This window comes from Pseudomonas sp. yb_9, assembly GCF_043103635.1.
Taxonomy (GTDB): domain Bacteria; phylum Pseudomonadota; class Gammaproteobacteria; order Pseudomonadales; family Pseudomonadaceae; genus Aquipseudomonas; species Aquipseudomonas monteilii.
Genome location: NZ_JBICKA010000097.1, coordinates 12,603 through 34,052, shown reverse-complemented (window position 1 = coordinate 34,052; position 21,450 = coordinate 12,603). Strand labels below are relative to the sequence as shown.

General features: G+C 62.0%; 19 protein-coding genes. 8 read left to right on the top strand and 11 right to left on the bottom strand.

The window, feature by feature from the left end:
• The first annotated feature begins 46 nt into the window (after positions 1 to 46).
• Together ACF8MI_RS24015 and ACF8MI_RS24010 are read left to right on the top strand one after the other, a co-directional pair.
• On the top strand, positions 47 to 835 hold the full coding sequence (locus ACF8MI_RS24015; protein WP_060499820.1) for an N-acetylmuramoyl-L-alanine amidase: 789 nt from the start codon (positions 47 to 49) through the stop codon (positions 833 to 835).
• A 78-nt stretch (positions 836 to 913) separates the two neighbouring features.
• Positions 914 to 2,518 (top strand): EAL domain-containing protein, encoded by a 1,605-nt coding sequence (locus ACF8MI_RS24010; protein WP_060499819.1) that lies wholly within the window; start codon positions 914 to 916, stop codon positions 2,516 to 2,518.
• 51 nt (positions 2,519 to 2,569) lie between these two features.
• Here ACF8MI_RS24010 and ACF8MI_RS24005 read toward each other — a convergent pair whose 3' ends face one another.
• Positions 2,570 to 4,351 (bottom strand): KinB sensor domain-containing domain, encoded by a 1,782-nt coding sequence (locus ACF8MI_RS24005; RefSeq protein ID WP_104833647.1) that lies wholly within the window; start codon positions 4,349 to 4,351, stop codon positions 2,570 to 2,572.
• On the bottom strand, positions 4,348 to 5,694 hold the full coding sequence (algB, locus tag ACF8MI_RS24000; protein ID WP_060499817.1) for a sigma-54-dependent response regulator transcription factor AlgB: 1,347 nt from the start codon (positions 5,692 to 5,694) through the stop codon (positions 4,348 to 4,350). Before algB ends, ACF8MI_RS24005 begins: the two co-directional genes overlap by 4 nt.
• Before the next feature lie 421 nt (positions 5,695 to 6,115).
• Here algB and ACF8MI_RS23995 point away from each other — a divergent pair, with 421 nt between their 5' ends.
• From ACF8MI_RS23995 to ACF8MI_RS23975, 5 genes are all read left to right on the top strand, one after another.
• Positions 6,116 to 6,406 carry a hypothetical protein gene (locus ACF8MI_RS23995; RefSeq protein WP_060499816.1) on the top strand — a complete coding sequence of 97 codons (291 nt, stop codon included), beginning with the start codon at positions 6,116 to 6,118 and terminating at the stop codon, positions 6,404 to 6,406.
• A 42-nt stretch (positions 6,407 to 6,448) separates the two neighbouring features.
• Positions 6,449 to 6,610, top strand: a complete 162-nt coding sequence (locus tag ACF8MI_RS23990) for a DUF1328 domain-containing protein (protein WP_003252966.1) — start codon at positions 6,449 to 6,451, stop codon at positions 6,608 to 6,610.
• Between the two features lie 2 nt (positions 6,611 to 6,612).
• On the top strand, positions 6,613 to 7,083 hold the full coding sequence (locus tag ACF8MI_RS23985; RefSeq protein ID WP_060499815.1) for an inhibitor of vertebrate lysozyme family protein: 471 nt from the start codon (positions 6,613 to 6,615) through the stop codon (positions 7,081 to 7,083).
• Positions 7,084 to 7,828: 745 nt separating this feature from the next.
• Entirely contained in the window at positions 7,829 to 9,157 is a 1,329-nt protein-coding gene (gene gltP, locus ACF8MI_RS23980) for a glutamate/aspartate:proton symporter GltP (protein ID WP_060499814.1), read from the top strand.
• A gap of 153 nt (positions 9,158 to 9,310) precedes the next feature.
• Positions 9,311 to 10,540, top strand: a complete 1,230-nt coding sequence (locus ACF8MI_RS23975) for a nucleoside recognition domain-containing protein (RefSeq protein WP_060499813.1) — start codon at positions 9,311 to 9,313, stop codon at positions 10,538 to 10,540.
• On the opposite strand, the gene ACF8MI_RS23970 is transcribed toward ACF8MI_RS23975, so the two are convergent.
• From ACF8MI_RS23970 to ACF8MI_RS23930, 9 genes are all read right to left on the bottom strand, one after another.
• Positions 10,522 to 11,157, bottom strand: a complete 636-nt coding sequence (locus ACF8MI_RS23970) for an ABC-type transport auxiliary lipoprotein family protein (RefSeq protein WP_060499812.1) — start codon at positions 11,155 to 11,157, stop codon at positions 10,522 to 10,524. The genes ACF8MI_RS23975 and ACF8MI_RS23970 overlap by 19 nt on opposite strands.
• Positions 11,154 to 12,092: an MlaD family protein gene (locus tag ACF8MI_RS23965; protein WP_060499811.1), complete on the bottom strand. Its 939-nt coding sequence runs from the start codon at positions 12,090 to 12,092 to the stop codon at positions 11,154 to 11,156. Before ACF8MI_RS23965 ends, ACF8MI_RS23970 begins: the two co-directional genes overlap by 4 nt.
• Positions 12,093 to 12,095: 3 nt before the next feature.
• Complete coding sequence (locus ACF8MI_RS23960; RefSeq protein WP_060499810.1) at positions 12,096 to 12,887, bottom strand: ABC transporter ATP-binding protein; 792 nt, start codon at positions 12,885 to 12,887, stop codon at positions 12,096 to 12,098.
• Positions 12,884 to 14,017 (bottom strand): ABC transporter permease, encoded by a 1,134-nt coding sequence (locus ACF8MI_RS23955; protein WP_200928931.1) that lies wholly within the window; start codon positions 14,015 to 14,017, stop codon positions 12,884 to 12,886. Before ACF8MI_RS23955 ends, ACF8MI_RS23960 begins: the two co-directional genes overlap by 4 nt.
• A gap of 114 nt (positions 14,018 to 14,131) precedes the next feature.
• Positions 14,132 to 15,154 (bottom strand): DUF5924 family protein, encoded by a 1,023-nt coding sequence (locus tag ACF8MI_RS23950; protein WP_104833646.1) that lies wholly within the window; start codon positions 15,152 to 15,154, stop codon positions 14,132 to 14,134.
• A 155-nt stretch (positions 15,155 to 15,309) separates the two neighbouring features.
• Complete coding sequence (locus tag ACF8MI_RS23945) at positions 15,310 to 16,716, bottom strand: pitrilysin family protein (RefSeq protein WP_200928932.1); 1,407 nt, start codon at positions 16,714 to 16,716, stop codon at positions 15,310 to 15,312.
• Between the two features lie 28 nt (positions 16,717 to 16,744).
• Positions 16,745 to 18,403 (bottom strand): Na/Pi cotransporter family protein, encoded by a 1,659-nt coding sequence (locus ACF8MI_RS23940; protein WP_060499806.1) that lies wholly within the window; start codon positions 18,401 to 18,403, stop codon positions 16,745 to 16,747.
• A 198-nt stretch (positions 18,404 to 18,601) separates the two neighbouring features.
• Entirely contained in the window at positions 18,602 to 19,372 is a 771-nt protein-coding gene (locus ACF8MI_RS23935; protein WP_060499805.1) for a TerC family protein, read from the bottom strand.
• A gap of 71 nt (positions 19,373 to 19,443) precedes the next feature.
• Complete coding sequence (locus tag ACF8MI_RS23930) at positions 19,444 to 20,751, bottom strand: CitMHS family transporter (RefSeq protein ID WP_164524010.1); 1,308 nt, start codon at positions 20,749 to 20,751, stop codon at positions 19,444 to 19,446.
• 267 nt (positions 20,752 to 21,018) lie between these two features.
• Here ACF8MI_RS23930 and ACF8MI_RS23925 point away from each other — a divergent pair, with 267 nt between their 5' ends.
• Positions 21,019 to 21,420, top strand: a complete 402-nt coding sequence (locus ACF8MI_RS23925; RefSeq protein WP_060499804.1) for a GFA family protein — start codon at positions 21,019 to 21,021, stop codon at positions 21,418 to 21,420.
• The last annotated feature ends 30 nt before the right edge of the window (positions 21,421 to 21,450 follow it).

Here is a 21,450-nt window from a genome sequence, read left to right as displayed (position 1 = left end):
TGGGGAGCACGTTATACTGTAGCGCTCATTAACTGAGGCCATTGACGTGCTTTCCACGCTTAAAATAACGCTGATTTCCTTTTTGCTGTTGTCTGTTGCCGGATGTTCGACGGGGTTGCGCATCGACCGCAGCCACCCCTCGGCCAACCAGGATAACCGCATCCAGTTCGTTGTACTGCATTACACCAATGCATCCCTGGAGCGCTCCCTGGCGTTGCTTACCCAGGGTGAGGTGAGCAGCCATTACCTGATCGGCGACGGCCCGGCCACGGTGTATCAACTGGTGGATGAAAACCGTCGTGCCTGGCATGCCGGCGACAGCCAGTGGCAGGGGCGCACCTGGCTGAACTCGTCGTCCATCGGGATCGAGATCGTCAACCCGGGCTTCACCGACACGCCGAATGGCCGGGTCTGGCACCCTTACAGCGAAGCGCAGGTCCAGTCGCTGATCGCGCTGCTCAAGGACATCGTCAAACGTAACAACATCGAGCCTCGGCACATCATTGGCCACAGTGATATCGCACCATCACGCAAGCTGGACCCGGGCCCGCTGTTCCCGTGGAAGCGCCTGGCCGATGCCGGGCTGGGTATCTGGCCTGATGCCAATGCCGTGGCACGCCAACAGGCCTACTTCAGCGTCAACCCGCCAAGCGTTGGCTGGTACCAGCAGGAACTGGCGCGGTTTGGCTATCAAGTCGAGCAGACCGGGGTGCTGGATGTCGCCACCCGCCACGTGATTGCTGCGTTCCAGATGCGCTTCCGTCCGCAGCGTTTCGACGGCATGCCCGATGCGCAGACGGCGGCGATGCTGCAGGTGCTCAACCGGATGCGTTGAGCCTGCAGCGAGGCGCTAAACGGCGAGGATGATTTTTGATCCAGTTGCTATACCTTGGTAATCAACTGGATGCCTTCGATGTCAGCTCTCATTTCTACGCTGCGCCAATTTTTTTACCGTCCCTGGATGCTGGCCACCTTGGCAGCATTGGCCAGCGCAGCACTTTTGCTCACTGCCAGCATCGGCATTGCCCTGCAGCAGATGAAGCAAAGCGAGAGCGAACAGATGAACGCCCAGGGCGAGCGTTTTCTCGACCGCCTCGAGCAGGTTTTCGGCCAGCTGCGCGAAGGGGTCGACCTGCTGCAGGCTCAGCCCTTGCGTGGCTGCAGCCCGGCGATGTTGGCGGCGTTGCAGCAGGTTGGCCTGAGTTCGCGGTTCATTTATGAAGCGGCCTATGTGGATGGTGACGTCGCCTGCTCCAACCGTGGCGATGAGCGGGCATTCGAGCCTTTGCGGGCACCCGACATCCAGGGGCCGACCTACAGCTACTGGTTGAACACCACGACCGAGCCGAACGAGAACCTGGCTGCGTTGATGCTGGGCCGGGGCAAATTCGTGGTCTCCACCTCGCGTGGGCACCTGACCGACGTGGTCGACCTGCCACCGGGCGGCAGCCTGGTGGTGGTGCTGGACAACGGTGCCCGGGCCATACCCGTGCTCGGCCCGCCACAGGTGTGGCCGCCGCCCTCGGCCTGGTCGACCAGCCACAAGTCATTGCTCCAACTCAGTGACCGGCTAATCTACCGCATGCCCACCAAGTCGCCGGATTACCAACTGGTGCTGATTGCCCCACGGGCCAGCCTTCCGCTGAGAATGAATGGCATGCTCTGGCTGCTGTTCCCTGGCAGCGTGTTGGCTGCCTGCTGCATCGGCTGGCTGGTGCTGCAGTTGATCCTGCAACGGCGGTCGATGAGCTCGGAGTTGCAGAATGCCTTGCGCCGTGGAGAGCTGCAGGTGCTCTACCAGCCGATCTTCGAGCTCGACACACGGCGCTGTGTAGGCGCCGAGGCCCTGGTGCGCTGGCGCCGCCCGGATGGCACGCTGACCAGCCCGGACCTGTTTATCCCGTTGGCGGAAAATACCGGGCAGATACGCCAGATCACTGACTTTGTTCTGCAGCGCGTCCTTGAACAGCTGGGGCAGCTTCTGCGCTCGCACCCCAAACTGTACATATCGGTGAACCTCGCCGCCTGCGATGTGATGGTGCCGCGTATTGGCCGGGTGGCGGCACGCCTGCTGGCCCTGCACCGGGTGGCCGCTAGCCAGATTGCGTTCGAGGTGACCGAGCGCGGTTTGATCGACGTGGTGGTGGCTCGTGACAACCTGCAGGCGCTGCGCGCCGTGGGGCATCAGGTGCTGATCGACGACTTCGGTACCGGCTATTGCAGCCTGGCCTATCTGCAAACCCTGCCGGTGGACTGCCTGAAGATCGACAAGGCCTTCATCGATGCGCTGGGCCATGATGCCGCTAGCAGCGGCGTTGCCCCGCACATCATCCGCATGGCGCATGACCTGCACCTGCGGGTGATTGCCGAAGGCATCGAATGCGAGGACCAGGCGGTGTTGCTGAACAGTGAAGGGGTCAATTACGGCCAGGGCTGGCTGTTTGCCCGACCGCTAAACGCCCGGCAGTTTGCCGAGCTGGTAACCCGGGGGCAGCTGCCCCGGCGGGTGGAGCACTGAGTGATCCTGCCCCGGCCACATCGCCGGCGATGAGGCCTGTACAGGCGATACTCAAACTGGCAGCGCCATGTAGAACTGTGTCCCCTGCCCCGGCCGGGAAAACACCCCCATGCGCCCACCATGCAGTTGCACGATTTCCTTGCACAGCGCCAATCCTAGCCCTGCACCGCCCTTCTTGCGCCCTACCTGCACAAACGGTTCGAAAATGCGACCCTGCTGCCCATAGGCAATCCCTTCGCCTGTGTCTTCGACGCTGATGATCACCCGCTCCGCATGCCGCCGCGCATGCAGGCGGATACGCCCGCCGTTGGCGGTATGGCGGATGGCGTTGTGCAGCAGGTTGTCCAGCACCCGATCAAGTTGCGCAACGTCGGCCTGAATACGTGGGAGCGGTGGTTCGAGTGCCTTAATCAGTTCAACCTGCTTGTTTGCTGCCTGTTCGGCAAAACGCAGTTGTGCGCGCTCCAGCAATTCGTCGATGGCACAGGGGGCCAGGTCGAGTTTCTGCAGCCCGCTCTGGTAACGAGAGAAGTTGAGCAGGTCGTTGATCAGCTGGGTAAGCCGCTGCATTTCTTCGCCGATGGTGTCCAGCAAGTCATTCTCGCGTGCCTCAGGCGGAAACTTGACCCGCTCGCGCAACAGCCCGAAGGCCATGTGCATGCCGGTTACCGGGGTGCGCAGTTCGTGGGACGCGCGTAGCACGAACTCACTGCGCACGCGTTCGAAGGCCCGTTGCTCGGTCACATCGTGCAGCACCATCACCGCGCCAAGGATCGGCCCTTGCGGATGGCTCACCGGGGTCAGGCTGTAAGTCAGCAGGCGCGTTTCTTCATCCACCTCCATGGTCAGGTCTTCCGGCGGGCGGTCCAAACTGCCACCGCGCAGCACCTGACGCAGCTGCTGCTCCAGCTCCGGCCGCCGCAGGGCTTCGGCCAGGCTGCTGCCCACGCGGCTATCATTCCAGCCGAGCTGGCGCTGCGCTACCGGGTTGAGGTGTTCCAGGCGACCTTGGCGGTCGATGATCAGCAGGCCATCGTCGATGCTGTCGAGCACGGCCTGCAGGCGCTGCTGCCCGGCCAGCAATTCGTCGACGTTGGTGGCCTGGTGCTTGCGCAAGGCATCGGCCATGAGGCCAAAGCGGCGGGTCAGCTGGTTCAGCTCGGTGGCCTGGGTGACTGGCAGGGTGACGTCAAAGTTGCCCTTGCCCAGCTGGTCGGCTGCTTTGGCCAAGGCTTCGATCGGTTGGCCAAAACGTCGGGCGATGTTGTGTGCAGTAATGAAGCCCAGCACCAGCACCACCAGGCCCGTCAGGCCAAGCACGCCGCTGACCAGCAGGGCGCGGTCACGGCTGTATTCCTCGCTGCGGGTGATGAGGTCCAGCGTCTGCTTGTGGGAATCGATCAGGTCGGTACGCACCTGGTTGAAGGCGGCCCCCAAGGGTTGGTCGACACCCATGCTACGCGCGGGCGCGGGGCTGTCACGGTAGGCTTGCAGGAACGCCTGGTAGTTACTGCCGGCCTTGCTGAAGCCAGTGCGCTCTCCGCCTTGTTCCAGGCCCTGGTTCAGCAAGGCCTGGAAATTTTCTTGCAGCAGCCGCAGGTTTTCCGGGGCCGTGTCTTCATCAAGGATCAGGGTCAACTGTTCGCCAAGGTTCTGCCGCAACTTCAGCCCCACTTCTAGGGCGTGGGTGGTGTCACGCACCAGCTGCTGTTGCACGGTTGCCATCTGCAGCACGCTGACCAGGCCCAGCAGCAGCCCGAGCAAGGCCACCGTGACCAGTGCCGAGATACTCAAGAAAAGCCGCGTGCGCAGCTTCATGGGCGGCCCCTTCATAGGTTGTACTGCTTGCGCTTGCGGTACAGGGTGGAGGCGTCGATGCCCAAGGTTTTGGCGGCCTGGTCGAGGGTGTCGCTGGCAGCCAGCACCGCGCCGATGTGGGCGCGCTCCAGCTCGTCCAGGCTTAGCGCGGCACCCACGCGCGGGGCGTTGCCAGCCGGCTGTTCGCCCATCCCGAGGTGGCTGATTTCCACGCGCTCCTGCGGGCAGATGATACTGGCCCGCTCTACTACGTTACGCAGTTCGCGAATGTTGCCGGGCCAGCGGTAGTTGAGCAGGGCGGTGCGCGCTTCGTCGCTGAAGCCCCGGGCGGGGCGGGAGTATTCCTTGACGAAGCGGGCAAGGAAACGGTCGGCCAGGGTCAGGATGTCTTCACTGCGCTCGCGCAGGGGCGGCAGGTGCAGAGTGATGACGTTCAGGCGGTATAGCAGGTCTTCGCGGAAGCGGCTTTCGCGCACCATTTCTTCGAGGTTTAGGTTGGTGGCGGCCAGGATGCGCACATCTGCACGCCGTGTCACGGGGTCGCCCACGCGCTCGTATTCCTTGTCCTGAATGAACCGCAGCAACTTGGGTTGCAGGGTCAGCGGGAAGTCGCCGATCTCGTCGAGGAACAACGTACCCCCATCAGCCTGGCTGACCCGCCCCAACGTGCTTTCGCTGGCACCGGTAAAGGCGCCGCGGGTGTGGCCGAACAGTTCGCTTTCCATCAGCTCGGCGTTCAGCGACGGGCAGTTGATGGTCACGCAGGCTTTGCGGGCACGTTTGCTCCAGCCATGGATGGCCCGGGCCAACTCGCCTTTACCCGTACCGGACTCGCCAAGAATGAGGATGTTGGCATCGGTGGTGGCGACCTGGCGGGCAGTTTCCAGCACCGCCATCATGGCCGGGCTGTGCGAGTCCAGGCCGTCCTTGGGTTTGCGCATTTCGCCTTCCAGGGCCTCCAGGCGTGCTGAAAGCTGGCGCACTTCCAGCTGCTTGGCGGTGGCCAGGCGCAACTGATCGGGGCTGCATGGCTTGACCAGGTAGTCGGCGGCGCCGGCCTGGATGGCATCCACCGCTGTATCGATTGCCGAATGCGCGGTCACGATCACCACGCGCATCCAGGGTGCCTGAATGCGCATCTGCGCCAGTACGTCCAGGCCGTTGTCCTCGCCCAGGCGCAAATCCAGGAAGCAAAGGTCGAACACCTGGCGCTGCAACAGCGTTTCGGCCTGGGCGGCGCTGTTGGCTGTGGCCACGCTGTAGCCTTCGTCTTCCAGGCAGTAGCGGAAGGTGCGCAGGATCGCGGACTCGTCATCCACCAGCAGAATGCGGCCTTGGTTGTCCTGGGCTGATTCCATTTCCTACGCTCCTTAGGGATAGATCTTCATTTAGTGTGGGAAAAATCGGGCAAGTTGCATGGTCGATTCTGAAGGATTCTGTCCTCTGCATGCTAGCCAATGGCCGATTGACGCGTGGAAGCTGCGTTAACCCGATGATTTGCTTAGAGGCACGGGATGGCACATTGGTTGCGGAGGTTTTTTGTTTTTGCCTACAAAAAACGGCCTCTCGCTTTGTTCCGCCCGTGATGCTGACTTCCAGGGCCGATCGTGCAATTCGCACGACCATACAGGCGGCATCGTGCAGGATACGTCCCTGTCGAACGGTTATGTAACTACTAACTTATTGATTTTAAAGGTATTTTTTAAAATCCAAAGGCTGGCATGCAGGCTGCAATTACCTGTTCAGGTTTGAACAACAATTACAGCAGGAGGAGCCGGCATGAACCGCCAATCCGTCAACCGCTCGCAGAACGTCGCCCTGCCCCTGCGCCAGATGTTGTCTGTCGGCATGGCGCTGCTGCTGACCTTGGCCGCTGGCCTCTTCTATTACAGCTGGCAGACCGCGCGCTTGGCTGAGCAAGTGGCCGCGCAGACTGCGCTGTTGACGCAGATTCAGGCAACCCGTGCCAATACCCTGGTCAAGGCAGCTGACCCATTGCCGGCCGGCCAGGCCTCTGCCTCACCGGCCACCCTGGAAAATGTCGTACCCCAGGACCGTTGGGTCTTCTGACCTGCCGGCCGCACCGATTCTGAAAAAGAAAGGAGAACCACCATGCTGAGCTGGGCTATCACTTTCCTCATCATCGCCATTGTCGCTGCCGTACTGGGCTTCGGTGGTATCGCGGGCGCTGCAACGGGTATCGCGAAGATCCTGTTCATTGTCTTCCTAGTGTTGTTCGTAGCCTCCTTCTTCTTTGGACGTGGACGAGGTTGAAGATGGGCAGGAAGCTTTGTACAGCCCTGGCTGCCGCCCTGTTGTTGGGCGGCAGTGCGGCGGCGATGGCGGCCAATGACGGCCAGGTCCGGGTCGACCAGTTGCTCGGCTCGGACCCGGAGTACCGGGAAACCTGGCAGGACACGATCAAAGGCGAGGAACGCCTGCCCGATTGGGTGGTTAATCTCACCGGCAGTGCCCAGCACCAGATGTCCGCCACTACCGAAGATGGTGACAAGTACCTGGTCGGCCCGTTGTGCGAGGCGCAGGACAACTGCACGTACAAGCGGCTGATCGTTGCGTTCAGCTGGGACAAGGAGGATGCCTACGGGATGCTCGTGGAGGTACCCGAAGGCTTGCCGAGCGACAAGTCGCCTACACGCCATGCGCAATATCGCTGGCTGGGCGACCCTGACGACGGCATGAAGGCAATGCTGCAGGAGCAGCTAAAGCGTGACCCGAACTGGTACTGAGCATTTATTGCCGGTAAGGATGAAAGGTCATCGACTGTCACGTAATAGAAGCTGAACCTTTCTATATTTCAGCCTTCTATGATGCGCCGCCCCGAGGAGGGGCAGCACATGACCAAGGGGCCGGGCTGTTCTGATTGTTGCAGGATCGGAGTGGCCTAGGGGTACAGGGAGTGCCTCCAGCGATGGGCCGGGTCAGGAAAGGCGGAATCGGAAGTATCAGGTCGGCGGTGTCACAGGGATACCTGACCAGACCTGACTTCCGAGGAGCCATGTAGGAATCGCCCTCTTCCTTGCGCGATTTCATCCCTGAGACACATTTTGTCTCGACCGTACATCAAATTTTTTTCGGCCTTGCGGGTCCTTCTTCAAGTGGCATTTCGGCCATTCGGATTGTCGAACAAGCCATCTTTCATGCCCTTTGTGTACCGTCAAATCTGCCGAAATATGGCGGTTTGGTCTTGTTCGGGATTCCGAACGTTATAAATCAAGCACTTGCGAACCCTCTGTTTTGGCATGAAATATTATGCATAATCGGTATGGGGCATGCGCTTCCGGCATTAGATTTCCCCCTTTCCCATCGCAATAGTTGCCGCCTTTTTCGCTGGTCAGAGCGCCCTGTCGCTCGCCTGCGGTGTCCTTACATGAAGTCGCCAGACGGGTGCGCTTGAAGCCAGAGGCCTTGCCAATGGCTCTGTTACGCGTGTTTTCGTCGGGTGCCATGACCACTAGAACAAAGGGTAAAGACATGAAGAAGGCAAAACTTAGCCTCGCCTGGCAGATCGTCATCGGTCTGGTCCTGGGCGTTGCAATCGGCGCGCTACTGAATCATTTCAGTGCAGAAAAGGCATGGTGGATCAGCAACGTCCTCCAGCCCGCCGGTGACATCTTCATTCGCCTGATCAAGATGATCGTCGTCCCGATCGTGATTTCGTCGTTGATCGTGGGTATCGCCGGGGTTGGCGATGCGAAGAAACTCGGCAGCATCGGCCTTAAGACCATCATCTACTTCGAAGTGGTGACCACCATCGCCATCGTCGTGGGCCTGGTGTTGGCCAACCTGTTCCACCCGGGCGCCGGCATCGACATGAGCACCCTGGGTACCGTGGACATCTCCAAGTACCAGGCCACTGCGGCCGAGGTGCAGCATGAGCACGCGTTCATCGAGACCCTGCTGAACCTCATTCCGTCGAACATCTTCGCAGCGCTGATGCGTGGCGAAATGCTGCCGATCATCTTCTTCTCGGTCATGTTCGGCCTGGGGCTGTCGAGCCTGCAGGCCGAGCTGCGCGACCCACTGGTACGCACCTTCCAGGCCGTATCGGAAACCATGTTCAAGGTCACCCACATGATCATGAACTACGCCCCGATCGGCGTGTTCGCCCTGATCGCCGTGACCGTGGCCAACTTCGGCTTCAGCTCGCTGCTGCCACTGGCCAAGCTGGTACTGCTGGTGTACTTCGCCATCGCCTTCTTCGCCTTCATGGTGCTGGGCCTGGTTGCCCGCGTGTTCGGCTTCTCGGTGATCAAGATCATGCGCATCATGAAAGATGAGCTGATTCTGGCCTACTCCACCTCCAGCTCCGAAACCGTGCTGCCGCGCGTGATCGAGAAGATGGAGAAGTATGGTGCGCCGAAGTCGATCTGCTCGTTCGTGGTACCGACCGGCTACTCCTTCAACCTCGACGGTTCGACCCTGTACCAGAGCATCGCGGCCATCTTCATCGCCCAGCTCTACGGTATCGACCTGTCGTGGAGCCAGCAGCTGCTGCTGGTGCTGACCCTGATGGTCACCTCCAAAGGCATCGCTGGTGTGCCGGGCGTATCGTTCGTGGTGCTGCTGGCCACCCTGGGCAGCGTGGGTATCCCGCTGGAAGGCCTGGCCTTCATCGCCGGTGTCGACCGCATCATGGACATGGCCCGTACCGCGCTGAACGTTGTAGGCAACGCCCTGGCAGCACTGGTCATCGCGCGTTGGGAAGGCATGTACGATGCCGCCAAGGGCGAGAAGTACTACGCCTCGCTGATGGCCAACAAGCAGGAAGCCGCAGTGGTTGGCGAAGCCGCCAAGCGCTAAGCCTGATAGCTGTATGACGAAGAGCCCCGACTTGTCGGGGCTTTTTGCTGTCTGTAAGGATCGCGGGCACCTGCACCGGCCTCATCGCCGGCAATGAGGCCGGTCCAGGCAACTTCCGCTATCATTCGGGCATTTTTCAGGGGGAATACGCGGATGCTCAACGGCCTTTGGCTTGGCTTTTTCCTGGTGGCGGCAGTGTCCGCCCTGGCCCAATGGCTGGTGGGTGGTAATGCCGGGATCTTCGCGGCAATGGTCGAAAGCATCTTCGCCATGGCCAAGCTGTCGGTCGAGGTGATGGTGCTGCTGTTCGGCACACTGACCCTGTGGCTGGGCTTTCTCAAGATCGCCGAAAAGGCCGGTATCGTCGAATGGCTGGCCAAAATGCTAGGCCCGCTGTTCGCCCGCCTGATGCCGGAAGTGCCGCCCGGCCACCCTGCCCTGGGCCTGATCACCATGAACTTCGCGGCCAACGGCCTGGGGCTGGACAATGCCGCTACGCCGATTGGCCTGAAGGCCATGCGCGCGCTGCAGGAGCTCAACCCCAGTAGCACCACAGCCAGCAACGCGCAGATCCTGTTTCTGGTGCTCAACGCCTCGTCGCTGACGCTGCTGCCGGTGACCATCTTCATGTACCGGGCCCAGCAAGGCGCGCCAGACCCGACCATGGTGTTCCTGCCCATCCTGCTGGCCACCAGTGTCTCGACCCTGGTCGGCCTGCTGTCGGTGGCGGTGATGCAGCGCCTGCGCCTGTGGGACCCGGTGGTGCTCGCCTACTTCATTCCCGGCGCGTTGCTGCTGGGAGGCTTCATGGCGTTTCTCGGCACCCTGTCGGCCGCCGCGCTGGCCAGCCTGTCGTCGGTCCTGGGCAACCTCACACTGTTTGGCGTGATCATGCTGTTCCTGGTGATTGGCGCACTGAAGCGGGTGAAGGTGTATGAAGCCTTTGTCGAAGGGGCCAAGGAAGGCTTCGATGTGGCCAAGAACCTGCTGCCCTACCTGGTGGCGATGCTGGTGGCGGTGGGTGTACTGCGTGCTTCAGGCGCCTTGGAGCTGGCCCTGGACGGTATCCGCCATGCGGTGAACTGGCTGGGCCTGGACACCCGCTTCGTCGAGGGCCTGCCCACAGCCCTGGTCAAGCCGTTCTCTGGCAGCGCAGCGCGGGCCATGCTGATCGAGACCATGCAGACGCAGGGTGTAGACAGCTTCCCGGCCCTGGTGGCGGCGACCATCCAGGGCAGTACTGAAACGACCTTCTACGTGCTGGCCGTGTACTTTGGCGCGGTGGGTATCCAGCGCGTGCGCCACGCGGTCGGTTGCGCACTGCTGGCCGAGTTCTCAGGCGTGGTCGCTGCGATCTTCGTCTGCTACTGGTTCTTCGCCTGAACCTTGCGTTGTGCCTGGCTGGCCTGGTCGACGGTCCAGGTCACAATCTGCCCCACCAGCTGGTCGCTGGCCTGGCCGAAACCGGCGACCACCGCTGACACCTGCTTGTCGGCCAGCGGCTGGCGGATCTCGAAACGCTTGCTGGCGAGGATACGCTGGTTGCGGCCCTGAACCAGCCGAGCGTCATAGCGAATCACCACCTCCACCGCGCCGCCCGGGCGGTACTCACTCTGGAATGCCTGCAGCTCGCCAGCCAGCTCGTAGTCGGCCTGCAGGTTGCTGTCGTCGGCGCTCAGGCGCTGTACCTGGCCATCACGCTGGAAACCATCGAGCAAGCGGTTGCGCAGCAGCACCGGGGCCGCATCGCTCCAGCGCGCACCTTTGTAGCTGCTGACCACATCGCCCTGTGGAATCACGGCAATGCGCGGGCCGGCCAGCACCTCACTGGCCAGCGGCTTGTTCAGCCGCAATGACCAGTCCAGCGGCGCTGCCGTGCGGCTGGGCTGGTTAACCGGCAAGCGATAGAGGTCGACGGGTTCGCTCTTGGGCAGGATCGAGCAGGCACTGGCCAGGCTCAGCGCGGCCGCCAGGGCCAGCAGGCGCAGCGACGGTTTCATGGCTGGAACTCCTTGTTGTTGTCGCGGCCGAGCAGGTAGCCGCTGGGGTCGGCCTCCAGTTGCCGGGAAATACCTTTGAGTGCGTTAAGGGTTTCGCGCAGTTCGCGAATGGCAGGGGTGAGCTGGTTCAGGCCCTGGGCGCCGTCGCCGATAGCCTCGCTGTTGTTTTTCAGCAGATTGTTGATGGTGGCAGTGCTTTCGGCCAGCGACTGCATGGCCTGCTCGGCGCTGCCGATCGCCTGTTTGCCTTCGCTGCCCAGCAGGCCGTTGGCATTGCGCATCAGCGCCTGCGTTTCGGCCAGGGTGGCGCTGGCCTGCTTGCCCACCTGCACCAGTTGCTCGATGGCCTCGGCGATGCTGCCGTGCTGGCCGGCGAAGGCACCGGTGGTCTTGTCGAGGTTGGCCAAGGTGCTGCTGAGGTGGCCGATATTGTCTTCGGAGAACATCTGGTTGGCGTTGTGCAACAGCATGTTGATGTTGGTGACCAGGTCGCTGCTGTCATTGAGCAGGCGCGAGATGGGCGACGGCGAGGCGATGATGACCGGCAGCTTGCCGTCCTTGCCCTTCAGCTCGGGGCTCTGTGGCGTACCGCCACTGAGCTGGATGAACGCGTTGCCGGTCACGCCGGCCAGGGTCAGCTTGGCCTGGGTGTCTTCCTTCACCGGGGTATCCCCGCTCAGGCGAACGCGGGCCAGTACCCGGCGCGGGTCTTTCGGGTCCAGGCGCAAGGTGGACACATCGCCCACCTTGATGCCGTTGTACTGCACCGGGCTGCCACGGGACAGGCCGGAAACGGCCTCGTTGAACACCACTTCGTAGTCCTTGAACGCGTCGTCGACACTGGACTTGGTCAGCCACAGGCCAAACAACATGGCGCCGGCTACCACCAGGACGGTGACCAGGCCGATTAGTACGTGATGGGCTCGGGTTTCCATTGCTCAGCGCTCCTGCCCGGCACGGGTGGCGGCCTGCTCGGCTGCACGCCCGCGGGGGCCATGAAAGTATTCTTGAATCCAGGCGTCGTTGGTCTGCTCGACTTCAGCCAGCGGGCCGGCCACCAAAACCTTCTTTTGTGACAGCACCGCGATGCGGTCGGTGATGGTGTACAGGGTGTCGAGGTCGTGCGTGATGAGGAACACCGACAGGCCAAGGGCATCGCGCAGGGTAAGGATCAGCTGGTCGAACGCGGCAGCGCCGATCGGGTCCAGGCCTGCGGTGGGTTCATCGAGGAACAGGATGTCAGGGTCCAGTGCCAGGGCTCGGGCCAGCGCGGCACGTTTGATCATGCCTCCCGATAACGAAGACGGGTACTTGTCGGCGGCGGATATCGGCAGCCCGGCCAGGGCCAGCTTCACGCCGGCCAGGTGTTCGGCGTCGGCGCGGGACAGCCCGGCGTGCTCGATCAGCGGCAAGGCCACGTTCTCGGTAACGGTCAGCGAAGAGAACAGTGCGCCCTTCTGGAACAACACGCCAAAGCGCCGCTCGACCAGAGAGCGTTCCTCTTCACGCAGGCCGGCGAGGTCCTGGCCAAACACCTTGATCTGCCCTTCATTGGGCCGGCGCAGGCCAATGATGCTGCGCAGCAGCACCGACTTGCCACTGCCCGAACCGCCTACCACGGCGAGGATTTCGCCGCGGTACAGGTCCAGGTCGAGGTTTTCATGCACCCCCTGGCGGCCGAAGCGGTTGCAGATGCCGCGCGCCTCGATAACGGTTTCCTGGCCACTCACCAGCCCATCTCCATGAAGAACAGGGCAGCCACCGCGTCCAGCACGATGACCACGAAAATCGACTGCACCACTGCCGATGTTGTATGCGCGCCTACCGACTCGGCGCTGCCACTGACCTTGAAGCCTTCCAGGCAGCCGATGGCCGCAATAAGGAAGGCGAAGAACGGCGCCTTGGCCAGGCCCACCAGGAAGTGCTGCACGCCGATGTCGCTTTGCAGCAGTGACAGGAACATGGCCGGTGAGATATCCAGCGTCAGGGCGCATACCACTGCGCCACCGACAATGCCGCAAATCATCGCGACGAAGGTGAGCAGTGGCAGTGAGATCAGCAGTGCAAGTACCCTTGGAACCACCAGCAGTTCCATCGGGTTCAGGCCCAGGGTGCGGATGGCGTCGATTTCCTCGTTGGCCTTCATCGAGCCGATCTGCGCGGTGAACGCGCTGGCGGTGCGGCCGGCCATGAGGATGGCGGTGAGCAGCACGGCGAACTCGCGCAGGAACGAGAATGCCACCAGGTCGACCGTGAAGACCGTTGCACCGAAGTCGGCCAGCACCGTGGCGCCGAGAAAGGCCACCACCGCCCCCACCAGGAAGGTCAGCAAGGCGACGATAGGAGCCGCGTCCAGGCCGGTCTGCTCGATGTGGGCCACAACCGGGGTAATGCGCCAGCGGTGTGGTTGCAGGGCACGACGCAGCAAGGTTTCGAGGATTACGCCGACAAAGCCCAGCAATTGCATGCTGTCCTGCCACAACGTGCCGACGGCGCAGCCGATGCGTTCCAGCAGCAACATCAGCACATTGCGCTCGGGTTCCTTGACCGGGATGCAGTAGTCCTGCACCGAGCAGTAAACGTTCTTGACCAGCGCACGGCTGGCTTCGGGCAGGTCTTGGGTGCAGTGGGACAGGCGCTCGGAACCCAGCAGTTCGGCCAGCAACGAGGCGCCCGCAGTGTCCAGGCGGCCCAGCTGGCTGAGGTCGGCGACGGTGTCGGCAGGGTATTGCGCGCGCAGTTGCTCGCTCTCGCGCCTGAGGCTGGCGTAGTGCGCCAGGGTCCAGTCACCGGTTATGCGCAGGCAGGGCGGTTGGCTGCTGGCGTCCAGGGTGGCGCTGGGGGGGGTCATAGGCTCCATGCAATTGACTCGGCGCTAAGGCTTAGGGGCTGATCATAGCGCAGCAGGCATGGGCTGTTTGGTGATTATGTGCTGTCTGTTGGGTTTGGAGGCCGCAAAGCGGCCCCCTTTCAATCACTGTGCCGGTGCGTCATCGACCACCTTGAAGCGCAGCACGCCAATCACCTGGCCATCCTCGGTCAGCACCCGCACCTGCCATTTGCCCACCGGGTTTGGCGGGAAGTTCTGCTTGTGGGTCCAGGCTCGGTAGCCTTCCTTGCGTCCGCCGTGGATGTCCAGGGCAATGCGGTCGACCTCTTTGCCATCTTTTTGCCACACGTGGTAAATCCGCTCGTTCAGGCCGCGTGGTGCGTTGATGGCGGTGTAGGCGTACAGGCCGCTGTTGCGAATGCGGCTGGCAGCAATTTCGTCCAGCGAGTCGCCCGGTTGGCGATTCAGCACTTCGGTGCTCACCGCCACTTCGGTCATCCACAGGGTGGCCGGCGGTACCCAGGAACGCAGCAGCCAGCCCCCGGCACCCACGGACAGGGTAACCAGCACCAGGGCGATGCCACGCCGCCAGGTGTTGATCGGGAAGCTGCTGGCCAGGCTGGGGAACGACAGGGCCATGGCGGCGATCAGCGCCAGCTTGAAGCTTTGCGCGGTGGTCAGGTGCAGGATGATCGGCAGCGCGGTCAGCAGGGCGGCAAACAATGTCAGGGTATGCAGCGCCAGGAACAGCCAGCGCCGAGGCGCCAGCCACTTGTAGTACAGCGGGTCGGTGATCGAAATCAGGCCTGCGGCGCCGAGCAAACCGGTAAACACCAGCTGGCCGCTGTTCCAGGTGGTGGTGATGAAGAAGAATGGCAGCACGAAGAACAGCGTTTCCTGGTGGATCATCTGCGTCGCGTAGCGCAGCAGCGGCTGCGGGATTTCGCGATTGAAGGTGCGGGCGAAGAGGCCGGTCAGGGTGTTCTCCAGCATCAGCCAGACCCAGCTGACCAGCATGAGCACAGCTACCCAGCTGGCCAGGCCGGCCTGGCGGTCGACCAGGATGAAACTGCCGATACCAGAGAGGAAACCACAGAGCGCGATGATGCCGGGGTAGCGTTTGAGCAGTTCGATGATGCGTTGGACGATATGGGGGATTTGGGGCATTGGGTCTGCAACAGGAGAGGATTAGGTGGCTGTGCCGGCCTCTTCGCGGGTAAACCCGCTCCCACAGAGTCTCCACAGGTTTTGAGGTTGTGGTGATCCTGTGGGAGCGGGTTTACCCGCGAAAGGGCCGGTACTGGCAAAAGGATACCGCCGATTCACCGCTGTCGTGTAGCACCACTGGGCCGTTCAGGGCCATGCCGTCGCCAACGCAGCAGACCCGCCGCCAGGACCAGGCCCATCAGCAAGGCGGCCAGCCCGTACAGCTCGTCATAGCCGAGCAATGGCTTCTCGATACGCAAGTAACCCTCTTCCTTCAGCAACGCCTTCAGCGCCTCATTGGCCTGCTCCAGGCTAACCTGCCGCAACTTGCGCACCGGGTTGGCAAAGCGCCCGTCGGTGTAGTCGTTCAGTGCCCCCCAGTAGTAGTCGGCCAAGGCGCTGTTGCCCTGGGTGCTCCAGCTTTCCTTGGCAACGCTGGCGTCCTTGACGCGGGCGAAGGTGTCCGGGTCGAGGCCTTCCTTGCGCAGGTGCTCGAACAATGCCTGCATCACCTTCACCGCCTTGTCGATGTCATCGCGTTCCAGGTCGGCATTGAGGCTGAGCAGGCCGGTATCGCCAAAGCTTTCACGCTGCACCGATGGCCCGTAGGACAGCCCGTTGCGCAGGCGTAGCTGGTCGTACAGCGCCGAGTCCATGTAACGTGACAGCAGGTCGAGCGTGGCCTGGTGGTCGTTGTCCAGCACCGGCTCGATGAACAGCCAATGCAGCTTGACGCTATCGCCCAACCAGCCCCGGGTCAGGTCGCGGCGCTGCTCGGCCTGATGGGTGATGCTTTCCAGGTTGCGGCGTTCCTCCGGCTCGGTGGCTGGCAGTTCGCCAAAGGTGCGTTCCAGGTAGGCTGGCAGCAAGCGATCGAGGCCGCCGACCATGATCAGGGTCATGTTGTTGGCGGCGTACCAGCGGTCACGCAAGGCTTGTACCTGCTCCAGGGTCATGTCGTCGATATTGGAGCGCTCGGGGCATTTCAGGCCCAGCTCGGTCGCCAGCTGGTCACTGGCAGGGTGGCCGATATCCTGGCGGTCGAGCCAGCGCTGCAGGTGCCCATAGTGGCCGCCATCCTCGCGCTCGATGATGCGCTTGGCGGTGGCCAGGGCTTTGGCATCGATACGGGTGTCGCGGATTACCGCCAGCAGCAGGTCGAGCACTTTGCGCTGGTTGCGTGCGGGGGCTTCGATGACAAACGTGGTGTCGGCGCTGCTGGTGTAGGCATTCCACTCGCCGCCGAGCGATTGCAGGCGCTCTTCCAGGCCGCCCTCGCCGGTTTCGTCGATGCCGCTGAACAGCAGGTGCTCAAGCAGATGCGGCAGCTCTTTCTGTTCGCAATCGAAGTCGTCCAGGCCCACCCCGACCACCAGGCGAATCGCCACATGGTCGCGTTCGTAGCCGTTTTTCAGAATGACCTGCAGGCCGTTGGGCAGCAGGTAGCCCTCAACCCGCGAGCGGTCGAGGGCCAATGAGGGCAGGCTGCAGATCAGCAGGCAAACGAACATCAGGCAACGCATGGGCGAGCTTCGGTCCTCAGGTAGGCATTCACGGCAGACGGGCTTCGTCCGGCACGCTGTCGAGCATCAGCCCGCCGGTGTCGGAGCCGCCCAGTACCACATAGGCACTGCTGCAGAACAAAGAGTTCAACCGCTTCATGTCGGCGATCAGCTCCAAGTGTAGCGAACTGGTTTCGATGCTTTGCACCACCTTACGCTGCAAGCGGCTGACGTGGGCATGCGCCAGGCGCCGTTCCTGGGCGCGAAAACGGCGTTTTTCCTTGAGTAGCAAACGGGCGCTTTCCGGGTCGGCGCTAAGGAATACCGACAGGCCAAGGCGCAGGTTGGCTAACAATTGCTCTTGCAGCCCGGTCAGTTCTTCCAGCCCCACCTGGGAAAACTCCCGGCGCTGGCTGGTTTTCTGCTGCTGGACCTTGCGCAACATGCGCTCGATGAGGTCGCAGGCGAGCTTGAGGTTGATGGCCAGCTCGATGATCTCGGCCCAGCGACGGTTGTCCTGCTCGCTGAGGTCTTCGCGCGACATCTGCGCAAGGTAGAGCTTGATGGCGCTATAAAGGGCCTCGGCATCTTCACCCAGGGCGCGAACCTGCTGTGGCAAGGCGGTCTGGGTGCCGCGCAGGGCACCCAGCATGGCTTCAAGCAGGCTGTCGACGATATCGCCCAGGCGCAGGGTTTCGCGGGCAGCGTTGGCAAGCGCCAGGCTGGGTGTTTCCAGCGCCGAGGCGTCGAGGTGGCGCGGGCGGATCTGGCCGTTGCCGTTTTCCCGCTCGGGCAGCAGGCTGTTGCACAGCCGGCCCATCAGTTTGACCGTGGGCAGCATGAGCAGGCAGCGCAGGGTGTTGTAGAGCAGATGGAAGCCGATGACCAGCTCTTGCGGGCTGAAGCTGAGCGAGTCCATCCACTCCACCAAGGGGTGCAGCACAGGGATGATCAGCAGCAGGCCGATCAGCTTGTAGAGCAAGCTGCCCAACGCCACGCGGCGCCCGGCAGCGTTCTGCATGCTGGTGCTGATAAAGGCCAGTAACCCGCTACCGATGTTGGCACCGACCACCAGGCCGATGGCCACTGGCAGGCTGATGACCTCGGCACCGGCCAATGTTGCGGTAAGCAGCACGGCGGCGAGGCTGGAATAGGAAATCATGGCGAACATGGCGCCGACCAGGGCGTCGAGCATGATGTCGCCGGTCAGCGAAGCAAACAGCACTTTAACGCCTTGGGCGTGAGTGATTGGCGCAGCTGCCTGCACGATCAGCTCCAGTGCCAGGATGATCAGGCCAAGCCCAATACCGACACGGCCCAGCTGGCCAGCCCGTGTCTGCTTGCGCGAGAGGAAGAAGATCACACCCAGGAATATCAGCAAGGGTGATAGCCAGGACAGGTCGAAAGTGAGTACCCGGGCCATCAGCGCGGTACCCACATCGGCACCCAGCATGATCGCCAGGGCCGGGGTCATGGCCATCAGGCCCTGGCCGACGAAGGACGTGACCAACATGGCCGTGGCGTTACTGCTCTGCACCATGGCCGTGACCAGTATGCCGGCAATGAACGCCAGCGGGCGCTTGTCCATGTTCTGGCTGATGATGCGCCGCAGGTTTGAGCCGAACACGCGCAGAATGCCAGTACGTACGATGTGGGTGCCCCAGACCAGAAGCGTCACGGCCGAGAGTAGGTTGAGCAGGGTCAGCATGGCGAAAGCCCCCTGTTGCACTGGCCCAGTGGGCCAAGAAAAGAAACGTGAGCGTTTGAAGAATTTTCGGTGCTCACTCAAAGCTTTAGTTGTTTTGCGCAGCTGTCGCCAGCTTCGCATGGCTGTCATGTGTTTGAAACCGATCAGACATGAAAAAGGGCCCTGCGAAGGGCCCTTTGTGTTTTGCGCTTCCTGGTCTTATTGACCCGGAATGTCCTTGCGCAGTTTCACCGGGTCATGCTCTTTGCCTTCCTTGCGGGCCAGGGCGGTGCGCATGCGGATGTTGATGGCCTCCACCGCCAGCGAGAAGGCCATGGCGAAGTAGACGTAGCCCTTTGGCACATGCACGTCGAATGCTTCGGCGATCAGCACGGTACCGACCACGATCAGGAATGACAGCGCGAGCATCTTCAGCGACGGGTGCTTGTCGATGAAATCGCTGATGGCGCCGGCGCACAACATCATCACCAGCACGGCAACGACGATGGCGGCAATCATCACCGGTACGTGGGAAACCATACCCACCGCAGTAATGACCGAGTCCAGCGAGAACACGATGTCGATGATGGCGATCTGGATGATGGTGTAGAAGAATTTGCCGCCCGCACCTTTCGGCTCCTCGGCGTTTTCGTCCTCGCCTTCCAGGCCGTGGTAGATCTCTTGCGAGCTTTTCCACAGCAGGAACAGGCCACCGAAGAACAGGATCAGGTCACGTCCGGAGATGCCTTGGCCGAATACCACGAACAGGTCGGCGGTAAGGCGCATGACCCAGGTAATCGATAGCAGCAGCATGATACGGGTGACCATGGCCAGGGCCAGGCCGAAGATCCGGGTGCGCGGCTGCATGTGCTTGGGCATGCGGCTGACCAGAATCGAGATCATGATGATGTTGTCGATACCGAGGACGATCTCAAGCGCGGTAAGGGTGAAAAAGGCAACCCAGATTTCCGGGCTGGTCAGCCATTCCATGTGTTTTCCTTCGAACGATAAAGGCGACGCGCCCCTGTCGAGGCGCGTCGCGTCAGACTAATACGTGTTTATTAAAGACTACTGAACAGCGGGAAAATGCCCATCAGCAGCGCGGCGAACATTATGCACAGGCATACCAGCACTGCCCACTTGAGCGTGAAGCGCTGATGATCGCCAAACTCGATGCCGGCCAGGGCCACCAGCAGGTAGGTCGACGGCACCAAGGGGCTAAGCAGGTGTACCGGTTGCCCGACGATCGATGCACGGGCCATTTCCACCGGGGTGATGCCGTAGTGGCTGGCGGCTTCGGCCAGTACCGGCAGCACGCCATAGTAAAACGCGTCGTTGGACATGAAGAAGGTGAACGGCATGCTCACGATCGCGGTGATCACCGCCAGGTAAGGGCCCAGTGCTTCCGGGATGACGGCCAGCAGGCTCTTGGACATGGCATCCACCATGCCGGTACCCGACAGGATGCCAGTAAAGATACCGGCGGCGAAGATCAGCCCGGTCACGGCCAGCACGCTGCCAGCGTGGGCGGCGATGCGATCCTTTTGCTGCTGCAGGCACGGGTAGTTGACGATCATCGCGATGCTGAAGGCAATCATGAACAGCACGGGCAGCGGCAGCACACCGGCAATCAGTGCGACCATCAGGGCAGCAGTCAGGGCACCGTTGAAGTACAGCAGCTTGGGCCGGCGCGCGTCAGGGTACTGCGAAACGGTGATTTCGCTGTGGTCGATGTCGTCAGTTGGCAGGTGCAGTTCACCCAGGCGGGCACGTTCACGTTTACCGTACATGTAGGCGATGGCCAGAATTGCCAGCACGCCGAACAGCATGGCCGGGATCATCGGTACGAAAATGTCCGACGGGTCTACGTGCAGGGCACTGGCGGCGCGGGCGGTCGGGCCACCCCACGGGGTCATGTTCATCACCCCACCGGCCAGGATGATCAGGCCGGCCATGATCCGCGGGCTCATACCCAGGCGGCTGTACATCGGCAGCATGGCGGCGCAGCAGATCATGTAGGTGGTGGCGCCATCACCGTCGAGCGAGACCACCAGGGCCAGCACGGCGGTACCGACAGAAACTTTGAGCGGGTCGCCCTTGACCAGTTTGAGGATCTTGCGTACGGCCGGGTCGAACAGGCCGGAGTCGATCATCAAGGCGAAATAGAGGATGGCGAACATCAGCATCACACCGGTTGGCGCGAGCTTGCTGATGCCCTCTAGCATCATGGGGCCGATCTTGGCGGAGAAACCGCCGAACACGGCGAACAGGATCGGTACCAGAATCAGCGCGATCAAGGCCGACAGGCGCTTGGTCATGATCAGGTACATGAAGGTGATGACCATGGCAAAGCCGAGGAAGGTCAGCATGGCAATACTCCAGGCGTGGCGCGGCGAAAGGAATGTCGATTCGGGCGGATCAGCGCGTCGGGCGCTGCGCAGGGAGCATGCGGAGGGGAGCTACAGAAAGGCGGGCACAGGAATACATCAGAATCACCATTGTTGTTGTTGATTGGGCCGGGCTCGGCAATTACCGGGTGCCCTGGCTGACCGGTCTTGTGCCGGTAGTGGGGGCTATCCTATGAGCGCAAGCTTTCAGCCAGCTTTCGCCGAAGCAAAGGCGACGAGAGGTAGGTGATGCAGTATGTAACCGAAGGGGGCTGCCATTGTGGCGCCTTGCGTTACCGGCTGGTGGGTGACCTGACAGACATCGCCCACTGCCATTGTTCGATTTGCCGGCGGGTAAGCGGAGGGTTGGTAGTGACCTGGCTCACCCTGCCCCGCTCCGGGTTTCAGTGGTTGGCGGGTGAGCCGAGCTGCTATGTGGCGCCGGCCAGTTGCAGCCGGTACTTCTGTGGGCAGTGCGGGGCGCATGTGGCGCTGATGACTACCCATAGCCCGGAAACGGTCGATGTGACGGTGGCGACGCTGGATCACCCGGAGCGGGTCAGGGCCAACCGGCATATCTGGGTGGGTAGCCGGTTGCCTTGGTTGCATCTGGATGAGGATTTGCCTTCGGAGGCAGAGGAAAATCTCTAGGCCTTGTGTAGCCTGTGCGGGCCTCTTCGC